Source organism: Cypionkella sinensis (assembly GCF_042646385.1).
Lineage (GTDB): Bacteria > Pseudomonadota > Alphaproteobacteria > Rhodobacterales > Rhodobacteraceae > Cypionkella > Cypionkella sinensis.
This window is the reverse complement of record NZ_JBHRTO010000001.1, coordinates 591,683-604,249: the sequence shown is the minus strand read 5'-3', so window position 1 is coordinate 604,249 and position 12,567 is coordinate 591,683. Positions and strand designations below refer to the sequence as shown.

Annotated in this window: 15 protein-coding genes; 7 read left to right on the top strand and 8 right to left on the bottom strand. The window is 61.8% G+C overall.

Features of this window, described 5'->3' with window-relative positions; genetic code table 11:
• Genes ACFOGH_RS03005 through ACFOGH_RS02995 form a run of 3 tightly spaced genes read right to left on the bottom strand, consistent with a single transcriptional unit; the run spans window position 1 to window position 1,499 of the window.
• Window positions 1-600, bottom strand: coding sequence for an NADH-quinone oxidoreductase subunit C (locus tag ACFOGH_RS03005; RefSeq protein ID WP_380071564.1), 600 nt, complete (start codon window positions 598-600; stop codon window positions 1-3).
• A 9-nt stretch (window positions 601-609) separates the two neighbouring features.
• Window positions 610-1,143: a NuoB/complex I 20 kDa subunit family protein gene (locus tag ACFOGH_RS03000; protein WP_380071562.1), complete on the bottom strand. Its 534-nt coding sequence runs from the start codon at window positions 1,141-1,143 to the stop codon at window positions 610-612.
• Window positions 1,134-1,499 carry an NADH-quinone oxidoreductase subunit A gene (locus ACFOGH_RS02995; RefSeq protein ID WP_322320220.1) on the bottom strand — a complete coding sequence of 122 codons (366 nt, stop codon included), beginning with the start codon at window positions 1,497-1,499 and terminating at the stop codon, window positions 1,134-1,136. The genes ACFOGH_RS03000 and ACFOGH_RS02995 overlap by 10 nt, the downstream gene beginning before the upstream one ends.
• 271 nt (window positions 1,500-1,770) lie before the next feature.
• On the opposite strand from ACFOGH_RS02995, the gene ACFOGH_RS02990 reads away from it, so the two are divergent.
• Entirely contained in the window at window positions 1,771-2,226 is a 456-nt protein-coding gene (locus tag ACFOGH_RS02990) for a CreA family protein (RefSeq protein WP_380071561.1), read from the top strand.
• Between the two features lie 113 nt (window positions 2,227-2,339).
• Here ACFOGH_RS02990 and ACFOGH_RS02985 read toward each other — a convergent pair whose 3' ends face one another.
• Together ACFOGH_RS02985 and ACFOGH_RS02980 are read right to left on the bottom strand one after the other, a co-directional pair.
• Entirely contained in the window at window positions 2,340-3,575 is a 1,236-nt protein-coding gene (locus ACFOGH_RS02985) for a DegT/DnrJ/EryC1/StrS family aminotransferase (RefSeq protein WP_380071560.1), read from the bottom strand.
• Window positions 3,572-4,792 carry an MFS transporter gene (locus ACFOGH_RS02980; protein ID WP_380071559.1) on the bottom strand — a complete coding sequence of 407 codons (1,221 nt, stop codon included), beginning with the start codon at window positions 4,790-4,792 and terminating at the stop codon, window positions 3,572-3,574. Before ACFOGH_RS02980 ends, ACFOGH_RS02985 begins: the two co-directional genes overlap by 4 nt.
• A gap of 195 nt (window positions 4,793-4,987) precedes the next feature.
• On the opposite strand from ACFOGH_RS02980, the gene ACFOGH_RS02975 reads away from it, so the two are divergent.
• Window positions 4,988-5,332, top strand: a complete 345-nt coding sequence (locus ACFOGH_RS02975; RefSeq protein ID WP_380071558.1) for a hypothetical protein — start codon at window positions 4,988-4,990, stop codon at window positions 5,330-5,332.
• 1 nt (window position 5,333) lies between these two features.
• Here ACFOGH_RS02975 and ACFOGH_RS02970 read toward each other — a convergent pair whose 3' ends face one another.
• Both ACFOGH_RS02970 and ACFOGH_RS02965 read right to left on the bottom strand, forming a co-directional pair.
• Entirely contained in the window at window positions 5,334-5,711 is a 378-nt protein-coding gene (locus ACFOGH_RS02970; RefSeq protein WP_380071557.1) for a hypothetical protein, read from the bottom strand.
• Between the two features lie 73 nt (window positions 5,712-5,784).
• Entirely contained in the window at window positions 5,785-6,447 is a 663-nt protein-coding gene (locus tag ACFOGH_RS02965) for an HAD-IA family hydrolase (RefSeq protein ID WP_380071556.1), read from the bottom strand.
• 84 nt (window positions 6,448-6,531) lie between these two features.
• On the opposite strand from ACFOGH_RS02965, the gene glmU reads away from it, so the two are divergent.
• From glmU to ACFOGH_RS02945, 4 genes are read left to right on the top strand one after another with little or no spacing between them, the layout of a single operon-like run.
• Window positions 6,532-7,881, top strand: a complete 1,350-nt coding sequence (gene glmU, locus ACFOGH_RS02960) for a bifunctional UDP-N-acetylglucosamine diphosphorylase/glucosamine-1-phosphate N-acetyltransferase GlmU (RefSeq protein WP_380071555.1) — start codon at window positions 6,532-6,534, stop codon at window positions 7,879-7,881.
• Window positions 7,882-9,696 (top strand): glutamine--fructose-6-phosphate transaminase (isomerizing), encoded by a 1,815-nt coding sequence (gene glmS, locus ACFOGH_RS02955; RefSeq protein ID WP_380071554.1) that lies wholly within the window; start codon window positions 7,882-7,884, stop codon window positions 9,694-9,696.
• Window positions 9,697-9,737: 41 nt separating this feature from the next.
• Window positions 9,738-10,259 (top strand): DUF3833 family protein, encoded by a 522-nt coding sequence (locus ACFOGH_RS02950; RefSeq protein ID WP_380071553.1) that lies wholly within the window; start codon window positions 9,738-9,740, stop codon window positions 10,257-10,259.
• A 4-nt stretch (window positions 10,260-10,263) separates the two neighbouring features.
• Window positions 10,264-10,944: a DNA alkylation repair protein gene (locus ACFOGH_RS02945; protein ID WP_380071552.1), complete on the top strand. Its 681-nt coding sequence runs from the start codon at window positions 10,264-10,266 to the stop codon at window positions 10,942-10,944.
• Window positions 10,945-11,022: 78 nt separating this feature from the next.
• Here the strand turns inward: ACFOGH_RS02945 and ACFOGH_RS02940 are convergent, their stop codons facing one another.
• Window positions 11,023-11,460: a hypothetical protein gene (locus tag ACFOGH_RS02940; protein WP_380071551.1), complete on the bottom strand. Its 438-nt coding sequence runs from the start codon at window positions 11,458-11,460 to the stop codon at window positions 11,023-11,025.
• A 94-nt stretch (window positions 11,461-11,554) separates the two neighbouring features.
• On the opposite strand from ACFOGH_RS02940, the gene moaA reads away from it, so the two are divergent.
• Window positions 11,555-12,562 carry a GTP 3',8-cyclase MoaA gene (moaA, locus tag ACFOGH_RS02935; protein WP_380071550.1) on the top strand — a complete coding sequence of 336 codons (1,008 nt, stop codon included), beginning with the start codon at window positions 11,555-11,557 and terminating at the stop codon, window positions 12,560-12,562.
• Window positions 12,563-12,567: the final 5 nt, after the last annotated feature.

Below are 12,567 nucleotides of genomic sequence, written 5' to 3'. Positions count from 1 at the left end.
TCAGCCCACTTTCTTCTCATCGCCGGGAAGGATGTATTTCGCACTCTCCCACGGGCTCATGAAATCAAATTGACGGTATTCCTGCACCAGCGACACCGGCTCATAAACCACGCGCTTCTGCGCCTCGTCATAACGGACTTCGGTATAGCCGGTGGTCGGGAAATCCTTGCGCAGCGGATGGCCACGGAAGCCATAGTCGGTCAGGATCCGCCGCAGGTCCGGGTGGCCCGAGAACAGGATGCCGAACATGTCGAACACTTCCCGCTCAAACCAGTTGGCCGAGGGGTGGATCAGGTGGATCGACGGCACCATGTCATCCTCGCCCACCGCGACCTTCAGCCGGATGCGGGCGTTGGTGTACATCGACAGGAAGTGGTAAACCACGTCAAAGCGCTCGACCCGCTCGGGGTGATCCACCGCCGTGATATCGACCAGCGAGGAAAACTTGCAGGCCGGGTCCACCGTCAGAAAGCCAATGAACGACACCAGCGCAGGCAGCGCCACCGTCACGTTCAATTCGCCAAACGCCAGTTCCGTCGCCAGCACCGCATCCGGGCGCTTTTCCGTTAGATAGGCGGCGAGTTCAGTCAAATCAGCCATATCGCCCCCTTAACGCACAAGCGTTCCCGTGCGGCGGATTTTCCGCTGCAACTGCAAAATCCCGTACAGCAGCGCTTCCGCTGTCGGCGGGCAACCCGGCACATAGATATCCACCGGCACGATGCGGTCACAGCCGCGCACCACCGAATAGGAATAGTGGTAATAGCCACCGCCATTGGCACAGCTTCCCATGCTGATAACATAGCGCGGCTCTGGCATCTGGTCGTAAACCTTGCGCAGCGCCGGGGCCATCTTGTTGGTCAGCGTGCCCGCCACGATCATCAGGTCAGACTGGCGCGGAGACGCGCGCGGTGCCGTGCCAAACCGCTCCAGATCATAGCGCGGCATCGAGGTGTGCATCATCTCAACCGCGCAGCAGGCCAGACCAAAGGTCATCCAGTGCAAGCTGCCGTTGCGCGCCCAGTTGATGATATCTTCCGTCGTGGTCAGGATAAAACCCTTATCCTGCAACTCGCGGTTCAGCGCCTGGGTTGCAACCTCGCGGTCCGGCCCCGCCGTATTCGCACCCGCCATCACGCCCATTCCAGCGCTCCTTTTTTCCACTCATAGGCAAAGCCCACGGTCAAAACGCCCAAGAACACCATCATCGACCAGAATCCCACCATGGAAATCTCGCCAAAGGCCACAGCCCAAGGGAACAGGAACGCCACCTCAAGGTCGAAGATGATGAACAGGATCGAGACAAGGTAAAACCGCACGTCAAACTTCATCCGCGCATCGTCGAAGGCGTTGAAGCCACATTCATAGGCTGACACCTTCTCGGGGTCCGGATTGCGCACCGCAATCAACGCGGCCGCAAGGATCAGCACAAGGCCAAGACCCACAGCAATCGCAAGAAGAATAAGGATGGGCAGATACTCACGAAGAAGATGATCCACGCGAAGCGCTCCTTCTGCTGGCAGATACGCGCCGCAAGCGCTTTGGCCCACGTCACTCTTGCCCATTCGTTTATCCCGCCACCTTGGCGGGGTCAACCAAAGGCCGCAGGAAAAGATGCCCGCAACAGCCGCTAAGCCCTTGGTTTTTGCGGTATAATTCATGAGTATTTCACTAAGGAATTAGCCAATATGCGCCGCTCTTGTGCAATCGCAGCATCCTGCCCATCTATAGGGCAGAAATCGCTGCAAAGCCCGGTTGGAAAGTCCCCTTATGCGCCTCTTTGCCCCCCTTGCCCTCGCCCTGCTGCCACTGACAGCCCAAGCCGAAGAAATTGGCCGAGTCGGCGTCGACTGGGTCGGAAATGACATCATCGTCGAGGCCATCCCCGACCCCAAGGTGCAGGGCGTCACCTGCCACATCAGCTATTTCGAACGCTCGATGTGGGACCGGCTCTCGAAAGGCAACTGGTTCGAAGACCCCTCCAACGCCTCGATCGCCTGCCGTCAAACCGGGCCGATCACCATCGGCGATATTGACACCTCGGAATCCGGCGAAGAAGTGTTCAGCGAAGGCCGCTCGCTGGTGTTCAAATCGCTGAACGTCACCCGGATTTTTGATCAGAAAAATCAGGTGCTGGTCTATCTCACCCATGCCACCGAACTGACCGACGGTTCGGCGAAAATGTCGATCTCTACCGTGCCACTGTATAACCCGGCAAAACCCTAAACTTTGCCTAAAATTTGCTTCATCTTGGTGAAAATACTCCACGGGGGAGCGGGTTTGGCACAAACCCGCTGGGGGTGTGAAACCCCCATCCGCAGCAGCCGCCAGATCGAGGCTCATTGAATAACCGGCAACACCACAGCCTCAGGCTCTGGCCCTTGTCCCACCACCAAAGCCTCGGCCCGGATGATCCGGGCGATCTGCGCGCAATCTTCCACTGAAAACGTCAGCGGCACCCGCATATCCACCAGCCCTGCCAGAATCCGATCCGTCTGCGGCAGGCACTGCGCCTCGGCATAGCCCCAATGCTGATAGCGCGAGGTGAACGCCACCGGGTCCGCCGCACCGAACCACTTCAACTCGACGCCCCGCGCCAAGGCCCGGCCCAGAAACGCGCCAATCCGCGCCGCAGACCAATCGGGCAGCAGAAACTGGAACGACGACCCAACATAAGTCTCCTCGTCAGGCCGCTCGACCAGCGCCAACCCCGGCACGCCGCGCAATCCGGCCTCCAGCGCCTGATAACACTCGGCCCACCGTGCCACCCGATCCGCCAGCAGCGGCAGTTGCGGCCGCAGGATCGCCGCGCGCAGATTGTCCATTCGCCCCGAGACATTCGGCACCTGCAAGCGCACAGCCTCAAACGCCTCGGGCGGTGGCGCCGCGCGGTGGCGCGCATACAGCATATAAGACCCTGACAGCAGCACTGCCCGCGCCATCACCTGCGGGTCATCCGAGATCAGAAAGCCGCCCTCTCCCGCGTTCAGATGCTTGTAGGTCTGCATCGAATAGCACCCCACCACGCCATGCCGCCCCGAGGCCACACCCTTCCAGGCAGCCCCCATCGTATGCGCGCAATCCTCGATGATCCGCACGCCAAGGCCGTCGCACAGCGCCACCAAAGCCTCCATGTCGCACAGATGGCCGCGCATATGGCTCAGCATCAGCACCTTGGCCCCACTGGCCCGCGCCTTCGCCGCCAGATCGTCGAAATCCAGCACCAACTGATCCGTCACCTCGACAAACACCGGGCGCGCGCCAACCGCCGCAATCGCCCCCGGCACTGGCGCGAGCGTAAACGCATTGGTCAGCACCGCATCCCCCGCCTGCACCCCCAAGGCTCGCAAGGCACAGCCCAAGGCATAGCCGCCCGAGGCCACCGCAAGGCAGTATTTCGCCCCGATCAGGTCGGCGAATTCCTCCTCCAGCAAAGCCGCTTCGGCGACTTCACCCGCAGCCGTGTTATAGCGGTGCAATCGCCCATGCCGCAGCACGGCAATCGCCGCCTCGATGCCCGCTTCGGGGATCGGCTCTTGCTGGGTGAAACTGCCCTCAAACCGTTCTTCGCTCACAGACGCTTCTCCTCACCCGGCACGATCAACAAGAACATCGCCAGCGTCACCGCCATCCCCGCCCCTGCCACAAAGAACGCCACATCCGGCGACTGCCAGCCGCCTGGCGCCATGAAATACCCAAAGATCTGGCTGAAAAACACCGTCCCCGCCAACATCGCCACATTCATGATCGCCGAAATCCCGCCCTGCAACTCGCCCTGCGCATCATCCGGCACCACCTTGGTCATCATCGCCGTCAGCATCGGATGGATGAAGCCTTCCGGCCCATGCACGATCATCAACACCACCACCACCGTCAAAGACCCTGCCACGCCATAGCCCGCCGCCGCAATCAACGCCGAGATCAAGCCGATCAGAGCCAAATTGCGCTCGCCAAACCACTTCACCCCAACCCCGGTCAAGCCGCCCTGAAACCCGGCCATCACGATGCCAAACACCGCCAGCGTCACCCCCACCATCGCGGTAGACCAGCCGAACTTCGCCATGCCCCAATAGGGCCAGATCGCCGGATAGACGCTGGTGAAAAAGAAAAACGCAAACAGCACCGCGCACATCGGCACCACGCCGTGATAGCTGCGAAACACCTTGAACGCCCCGAGCGGGTTAGACCGCGCCAGACTGAACGCGCGCCTGTTCTGCGGCGCCAAAGTCTCGGGCAGCACGAACCAGCCATAAATGAAATTCAGCCCCGAAATCCCCGCCGCCACAAAGAATGGCACCCGCGGCCCAAACTCGCCCAGCACGCCGCCCAAGGCAGGCCCCAGCACAAAGCCCAGCCCGAACGCGCCGCCCATCATGCCGAAATACTTCGCCCGCTCCTCTGGTGCAGTGATGTCGGTGATAAAAGCATTGGCGATCACCCAGCTTGATCCGCATACCCCGGCAATCACCCGCCCGATGAACAGCCACACCACCGTCGGCGCCAGCCCCTGCAACAGATTGTCCAGCCCCAAGCCCGCAATCGCCAGCAGCAACAGCGGCCTGCGGCCAAAGCGATCGGAAAGGTTGCCCATCAACGGGCTGAACGCAAACTGCGCCATCGAAAATGCAAAGAACATCCAGCCGCCAATCACCGCCGCTTCGGAAAGATCAACATGCCCCACCTGCTCGATCAGTTGCGGCAGCACCGGGATGATCAGGCCAAAGCCGATCATGTCCAACAGAACACATAGCAATACAAAGATGATGGCGTGACGGGACGGAGCTTTTGTCATGCCCGCAACCTAGGGCGCGGCCGGAACACTGTCAAACTGGCTTAAAAAACCGCCAAAACAACAATATGTTGTGTTTATGAGCCTCACCACCACAAGTCACTCCCAGCTGGGAAAGATCGCCGCATTGAAAACACCACGCGCAATCCCCGGCTGTCTGCGCTAGGCTTCCTTGCCATAGCCTGTAATGGAGCAGCCATGCGCCACCTGATTCACACCACCACCCTCTGCGCGGCCCTCGCCACCAGCGCGCAAGCCGACATCACCTATCAAGGCCGCGATGCGCAAGGATTGCACTGTGCGGCGATGCTGACCATCGCCTCAGCCCTGCTCTACAAAGCCAACCAAATCTCCGAGCATGAATTCAAAATCGGCCTCACCGGCTCGGCGATCATTCTATCGCAACTGCCGGGCACCGAGGCCGAAAAAATCCAGGCGATGCGCCAGCGCGCCGACAGCATCATCCGCACCCGCAGCCTCGACCAACTGGGGAAAGAGTTCAACTCGACGGGCAAATGGTGCCGCCGCGAATTCCTGCGCTGATCTAAACCCGCGCCGCGCGCCCCGTGCCCATCCACACGATCACCGCGAACATGATCAGCCCCAGCGCGCTCAGGCTGGAACCCGCAATCAGCGGCAGCTCACCCCAAGCTGCCCCCGCCAGCTTGCCATAAAGCCCAATCCCAAAGCCCATCATCCCCACCAGCGTCAGCACGTAATGCACGCCGATCAACCGCCCCGAGATCTGCGGGTTGGCGTTGTAGAACAATCCCGCCAGAAACATCCACACCCCGCCCACCAGATTAAGATGCGCATGGGTCGGCGCTTGCACAAAATCCTCGGCCATCCCCATCTTCACGCCCAGAACCACGCCACAGGTCAGAAAAATCACACTCGTCCGCAAAAACACATTCCCGGTCATGCCAGCCTCCAAAGTCAGATTCAGAATACACGATTGCTAAACCCGCGCCCCGGCCTCAGGCAAGTTTTCCCGCTCAGCCCAGCAACCGCGCCGCCAACCCCGGCAAATCCTCAAACCGATCCAGCAGCGCCTCGGGGTTCAGCCGAGATACCCCCGCCCCCTCTGGCCCGAATGTCACCAGCGCCACCGGCACCCCCACGGCCAATCCAGTCAGCCGATCGGTCTCGGTGTCGCCGATCAGCATGGATCGCCCGACATCGCCGCCCACCCGCCGCACCGCCTCGATGTAAGGGGCCGGATCAGGCTTGCGCACCGGCAGCGTATCCGCCCCCACAATCGCGCCGAACAGATCGCTGACCCCCAGACGGCGCAACAACTCCACCGCCAGCCCTTCCGGCTTGTTGGTGCAAACGGCGGTGCGATAGCCATCACTCAACAACTCAAACACCGCCTGTATCGCCCCCGGATACATCTTGGTATGCACGTCAATGCCATCGGCATAAGCCGCCAGCAGCACCGGATACTGCGCCGAAATATCCGCCTCGGAATAGGCCACCCCCAGCCGGTCAAACCCCACCCGCAGCATCGCCCGCCCGCCATGAAAAGCCGTCAGCGTATCGCGCCCATCCAGCACCACCCCATGCCCCAGCCCGACAAAACACGCATTCGCCGCCGCCAGCAAATCCGCACTGGTATCGGCCAGCGTGCCATCCAGATCAAAGACCACAGTTTTCATCTTCGTAACCTTGCGTGAAGAACCACCCCTTGCGGCCCCGCCGATCCGGGGTAAAACGGGCGACAACGAAAAGAAAGAGGCGACATGGCAGTATCCTTCATCATTTTGGCCGCAGGCATGGGCAGCCGGATGAACTCCGACACCCCGAAGGTGCTGCACCACGTCGCCGCCGCCCCGCTTCTGCACCACGCCCTCACCGCCGCCCGCAGCCTGGAGCCGTCGCGCATCGTCGTCGTCACCGGCCATGGTGCCGCCGAGGTCGCAAAATCCGCCGAAACCTTCGATCCCGCGATTGAATGCGTACTGCAAGAGCCGCAACTTGGCACTGCGCACGCCGTCGATATGGCCGCCCCGTTGCTGAAAGATTTCGCGGGCGACGCGATCGTGCTTTACGGCGACACCCCCTTCATCCGCCCCGAAACCTTGGCCGCCATGCTCGATGCGCGCAAAAAGCACGCCGTTGTCGTGCTGGGCTTTCAGGCCAAAGACCCCGGTCGCTATGGCCGCTTAGTCACACAGGGCGATGCTTTGGAAAAGATCGTCGAATACAAAGACGCGACAGACGCCGAACGCAGCATCACCCTCTGCAACTCCGGCGTTCTCTGCGCCCCAGCCAAACTGATGTTTGACCTGATCGCAAAGGTCGAAAACAACAATGCCGCCCAAGAATACTACCTGACCGACCTGCCCGCCTTGGCCCGCGCCGAAGGCCTTTCCGCAGGTGTAGTGATCTGTGACGAGGCCGAAACCCTCGGCGTCAACACCCGCGCGCAACTGGCCGAGGCCGAGGCCGCCTTCCAATCCCGCGCCCGCGCCGAGGCACTGGAAAACGGCGTCACCCTCACCGCCCCCGACACCGTGTTCTTCGCGCTCGACACCCATATTGGCCGCGACGCCATCATCGGCCCCAACGTCATCTTCGGCCCCGCCGTAACCGTCGAATCCGGGGCCGAGATCAAAGCCTTCTGCCACCTCGAAGGCTGCCACATCAGCCGCGGGGCCACCGTCGGCCCCTTCGCAAGGCTAAGACCCGGTGCGGAACTCGCCGAAGACGTGCACGTCGGCAACTTCGTCGAAATCAAGAACGCCATCCTCGATGAAGGCGTCAAAGTCGGCCACCTGACCTATATCGGCGATGCCGACATCGGCGAATTCACCAACATCGGCGCAGGCACCGTCACCTGCAACTATGACGGCGTGATGAAACACCGCACCAAGATCGGCAAACGCGCCTTCATCGGCTCGGATACCATGCTGGTCGCCCCCGTCAGCATCGGGAACGATGCGCTGACCGCCTCTGGCTCTGTGATCACCGAAGATGTCCCCGACGAAGCCCTCGCCTTGGGCCGCGCCAAGCAAGTCAACAAACCGGGCCTCGCCACCAAGCTGATGGCCCATCTCAAAGCCATCAAGGCCGCGAAAGGGAAGTCGTAAATGTGTGGAATTGTTGGCGTTCTGGGCAACCATGAAGCGGCCCCGCTGCTGGTCGAATCCCTCAAGCGGCTGGAATATCGCGGCTATGACAGCGCCGGGATCGCCACCATCAACAAAGGCAAACTCGACCGCCGCCGCGCCGTGGGCAAGCTGGTGAACCTCTCCGACCTTCTGGTGCATGAACCGCTCGCAGGCAAGGCAGGCATCGGCCACACCCGCTGGGCGACGCATGGTGCCGCCACCACCACCAATGCCCACCCGCACCGTTCCGGCCCCGTCGCGGTGGTGCATAACGGCATCATCGAAAACTTCCGCGAGTTGCGCGCCGAACTGGCCGAAGCTGGTCTGCGCCAAGAATCCGAGACTGATACCGAGACCATTGCCCTGCTGGCCCATCTGTACATGCAACGCGGCGCCACCCCAACCGAGGCCGCACGCCAAACCCTGCACCGCCTGCACGGCGCCTTCGCTTTGTGCTTTCTGTTTGATGGCGAGGATGATCTGATCATCGCCGCCCGCAAAGGCTCTCCGCTGGCCATCGGCCATGGCGATACCGAGATGTTTGTCGGCTCTGACGCCATCGCCCTCGCCCCAATGACCGACCGCATCACCTATCTGGAAGAAGGCGACTGGGCCGTCGTCACCCGCGCAGGTGCCACGATCTACGACGCACAAGACCGCCTTGCCAACCGCGCCGAAGCCCGGATCCAAGTCGATGCCACCCGCATCGAAAAGGCTGGCTACAAGCATTTCATGGCCAAGGAAATCGCCGAACAACCCGTGGTAATCGCCGACGCCCTGCGCCGCTATGTGCAGAACGGCGCGCTGCAACTGCCGATGGAGGTTGACTTTTCCGCCGTGGATCGGCTGACCATGGTGGCCTGCGGCACCGCGAGCTATGCCTGCCATGTCGCGAAATACTGGTTCGAACAGATCGCGGGCCTACCCTGCGAAATCGACATCGCCTCGGAATTCCGCTACCGCGAACCGCCGCTTTCTCCCAACCAATGGGCGCTGTTCGTCAGCCAATCCGGCGAGACCGCCGACACCCTCGCCGCCCTGCGCTACACCCGCGACAAGGTCGCCAAGATCGTCGCCGTGGTCAATGTCCCCACCTCCTCGATCGCGCGCGAATCCGATCTCGCCCTGCCGATCATGGCGGGGATTGAGGTCGGCGTTGCCTCGACCAAAGCCTTCACCTGCCAGTTGACCACCCTCGCACTGTTGGCGCTGAAAGCCGCCGTGGATCGTGGCCGCCTGACGCCCGAAACCCTCGCCACGCACCTCAGCGATCTGGCAGCCTTGCCCGGCCTGATGAACCACGCACTTGCGCTTGGTGCCAGCATCGCCGCCATCGCCGAGGAACTTTCCGAAGCGCAAGATGTGCTGTTTCTTGGCCGAGGTGCGATGTTCCCGCTCGCGCTGGAAGGTGCGTTGAAACTGAAAGAAATCAGCTACATCCACGCCGAAGGTTATGCATCAGGTGAACTGAAGCACGGCCCCATCGCGCTGATCTCGCCGCAAGTCCCGGTGATCGTCCTTGCTCCGCGCGATCATCTGTTCGAGAAAACTGTCTCGAACATGCAAGAGGTCATGGCCCGCCACGGCAAAGTGCTGCTGATCTCCGACGCCAAAGGCATCGCCGAGGCCGGGATGGAGTGCTGGAAAACCATCACCATGCCCGAGGTTTCCGACGCCTTCGCACCGATCCTTTACGCCATCCCGGCGCAGCTTCTGGCCTATCACACCGCCATCGCCAAAGGCACCGATGTCGATCAGCCGCGAAATCTGGCAAAATCCGTGACTGTCGAATAACCCGCCTTATATCCCCACAGTCCCCCGATAAGGAGCCTGTGATGGATCGTCGCCTTTTTCTGCTCAGTGGTCTCGCCCTTGCCGGATGCAGCACGCTGCCGCCTGCGCCCCAGCTCAACGGCGCGCAGCTGACACTGGATCAGGCCTTCGTTGGCCGTAAAACCGGCACCGGCCTGTTCCGGGTCACGCTGACCGGTCAGGAACGCCGGTTCACCGCACGCCTGCGCGGCAAACTGACCCGCTCGGGCACGCGGCTGACGGTTGTCGAGGATTTCGCCTATAACGATGGCCAGAAAGATCGGCTGACCTGGGTGTTTGACCGCCAAGCTGCGAGCGGCTGGATAGGTCGGCGCGAGGACACCGTCGGTCAAGCCGTTGTGACAGAAGAAAACGGCGCGGTGCGGCTGGCCTACACGGCTGATTTCAAATCTCTGTCGGGCGTCACCCGACTGGGCTTTCAAGATGTGATTTATCGTGCTGGCGATGGCCGGATCGTCAATGATGCGGTTGTGTCCCGCTTTGGAATTCCGGTAGGAACGGTCAAGTTCATCATCCAAGGATAACACGATGCCCACCTCGGCTCAGGCTCTGGCAGCCCTCGTTGCGCTGGAAAACACAGGCGAGGTCGCGGCGGCGCATGCCTATCACAAAGCAGATCGGCGCTATCTTGGCCTGAAAGTGCCGCAGATCGAAGAACTGACCACAGCATGGCGCGCCGATCTGTCGGTGGACGACCGCATCCAGCTTGCCGCTGATCTGTGGGAAAGCGACATCCACGAGGCCCGCATCGCAAGCGCCAAACTGCTGACCCAAGCCCGCATCAAACCCGATACCGCGGCTTGGGATCTGATCTGCCAATGGGTACCGCAGTTTGACGCTTGGGCCATCGCCGATACCGTCTGCATCGCCGCCCAAAAGCGCATCACCGCCGACCCTACGCGGATCGAGACAGTCGAAGGCTGGACCACATCCGAAAACATGTGGACCCGCCGCGCCGCCTTGGTGGCAACCCTGCCCTTCACCAAACAGAATTTCCCCAAACCGTTCGAGTTGGACATCCGCGACCGCGTGCTAGGCTGGGCCGCAGTCTATATCGACGACAAGGATTGGTTCATCCAGAAAGCCGTGGCGTGGTGGCTGCGCGATCTCTCCAAACACGACCCCGCACGCACCACCGCTTTCCTTGATCAACACGGCGAGCGGATGAAAACCTTCGCCCGCAAGGAAGCTGCGCAATATCTCGGCTAACCACTTCGGGTTATCCTCTCTGCCCAAATATCCCCAGGGGTGAGGCGCCAGGCGCGGAGGGGCAGAATGCCCCTGCCTTCATTCGGCGTAGATCGTGACCTCTGGCAGATCGGTCAGCCCCAACCCCAGCGCCCGGAACGCCGCCAGCGACAGCGAAGCAGCCCCGCTTCCGGGCAACAGGTCCACCGCCACCGAAGCCCCACCGGCTGTCACCACCCGGCCCTTGGCCTTGACCGTGACCAGCGGCGACTTCACCCACAACCCCTGCTCGGCAGGGCTGCCAAGTGCCACCACAGCCGTGCCCAACGATCGCTCACCGCCCGCAGGCTTCGCCGCCACCGCCGCAGCCCGCTCGGCCGCGGTGGTGCTATCCAGCGCCGCCGCAGATTTGCCAGCACCAATCACAGGCCGCGCCACCGGCGCAGCGCTGGCAACCGGCGCCTCAGGTGCTTTTTCAGTTTGCATCATGCCGCAGCCCGCAAGGCCCAGCACCGCACTCAGAAGGATCATGTTCATACGCATCATCCCCCAACGATAGCGCGCCGCCTCTGCGCATACAACCGTCGCATTCCACCTTGTCGCGGCCCCCTGCGCCGCTTACCTTAGTCCCATGTCCGAGATGCCCCTCATCGACCCCTTCGCCCGCGCGATTTCCTACCTGCGTGTCTCGGTTACTGACCGCTGCGATTTCCGCTGCGCTTATTGCATGACCGAACACATGACCTTCCTGCCGAAAGCCGAATTGCTGACGCTGGAGGAGCTCGATCGTTTGTGCAGCAATTTCATCGCCCTCGGTGTAGAAAAGCTGCGCATCACCGGCGGCGAGCCTTTGGTGCGCAAAGGCATTATGACATTCTTCGACGCGATGTCGCGCCATCTTGCCAGCGGCGCGCTGCGCGAACTCACCCTGACCACCAATGGCAGTCAGTTGCGCAAATACGCGGCTGACCTCGCCGCCTGCGGGGTCAAGCGCATCAATGTCTCGCTCGACACATTGGATGAGAAGAAATTCGCCGAGATCACCCGCTGGGGCCGTCTGGCTCAGGTGTTGGACGGGATCGAGGCCGCAAAAGCCGCGGGCCTTGCCGTCAAGATCAACGCCGTGGCGCTGAAGGGCTTCAACGAGGATGAGCTTTTCCGTCTCACCGATTGGTGCGCCGCCGAAAACCATGACCTCACCTTCATCGAGGTGATGCCGATGGGCGATATGGGCGAGGCGCAGCGTATCGACCAATACTGGCCACTGCGCGACCTGCGCGACCGCCTCGCCACGCGTTACACCCTGCAAGACCTGCCCGACCGCACCGGCGGCCCCGCCCGCTATGTCCGGCTGGCCGAATCCGGTCAGCGCATCGGCTTCATCACCCCCCTGACGCATAACTTCTGCGAAAGCTGCAACCGCGTCCGCCTGACTTGCACCGGCGAGCTTTACATGTGCCTTGGCCAGGAAGACATGGCCGACCTCCGCGCTCCCTTGCGCGCCAGCCCCGGCGACACCGCCCTGCGCCAAGCCATCCGCAACGCCATCGCCCACAAACCCAAGGGCCATGATTTCGACTACACGCGGCAAGTGGTCAAAGGCCAGATGACCCGCCATATGAGCCATACCGGAGGCTAATTCCC

What these genes read in the sequence shown, in the direction of transcription:
- ACFOGH_RS02965 (WP_380071556.1), bottom strand. Translation starts at nt 6,447, where the DNA reads ATGAAAACTGTGGTCTTTGATCTGGATGGCACGCTGGCCGATACCAGT.
- ACFOGH_RS02990 (WP_380071561.1), top strand. Translation starts at nt 1,771, where the DNA reads ATGCGCCTCTTTGCCCCCCTTGCCCTCGCCCTGCTGCCACTGACAGCC.
- ACFOGH_RS03000 (WP_380071562.1), bottom strand. Translation starts at nt 1,143, where the DNA reads ATGGGCGTGATGGCGGGTGCGAATACGGCGGGGCCGGACCGCGAGGTT.
- moaA (WP_380071550.1), top strand. Translation starts at nt 11,555, where the DNA reads ATGTCCGAGATGCCCCTCATCGACCCCTTCGCCCGCGCGATTTCCTAC.
- ACFOGH_RS02970 (WP_380071557.1), bottom strand. Translation starts at nt 5,711, where the DNA reads ATGACCGGGAATGTGTTTTTGCGGACGAGTGTGATTTTTCTGACCTGT.
- glmS (WP_380071554.1), top strand. Translation starts at nt 7,882, where the DNA reads ATGTGTGGAATTGTTGGCGTTCTGGGCAACCATGAAGCGGCCCCGCTG.
- ACFOGH_RS02980 (WP_380071559.1), bottom strand. Translation starts at nt 4,792, where the DNA reads ATGACAAAAGCTCCGTCCCGTCACGCCATCATCTTTGTATTGCTATGT.
- ACFOGH_RS02940 (WP_380071551.1), bottom strand. Translation starts at nt 11,460, where the DNA reads ATGAACATGATCCTTCTGAGTGCGGTGCTGGGCCTTGCGGGCTGCGGC.
- ACFOGH_RS03005 (WP_380071564.1), bottom strand. Translation starts at nt 600, where the DNA reads ATGGCTGATTTGACTGAACTCGCCGCCTATCTAACGGAAAAGCGCCCG.
- ACFOGH_RS02950 (WP_380071553.1), top strand. Translation starts at nt 9,738, where the DNA reads ATGGATCGTCGCCTTTTTCTGCTCAGTGGTCTCGCCCTTGCCGGATGC.
- glmU (WP_380071555.1), top strand. Translation starts at nt 6,532, where the DNA reads ATGGCAGTATCCTTCATCATTTTGGCCGCAGGCATGGGCAGCCGGATG.
- ACFOGH_RS02945 (WP_380071552.1), top strand. Translation starts at nt 10,264, where the DNA reads ATGCCCACCTCGGCTCAGGCTCTGGCAGCCCTCGTTGCGCTGGAAAAC.
- ACFOGH_RS02975 (WP_380071558.1), top strand. Translation starts at nt 4,988, where the DNA reads ATGCGCCACCTGATTCACACCACCACCCTCTGCGCGGCCCTCGCCACC.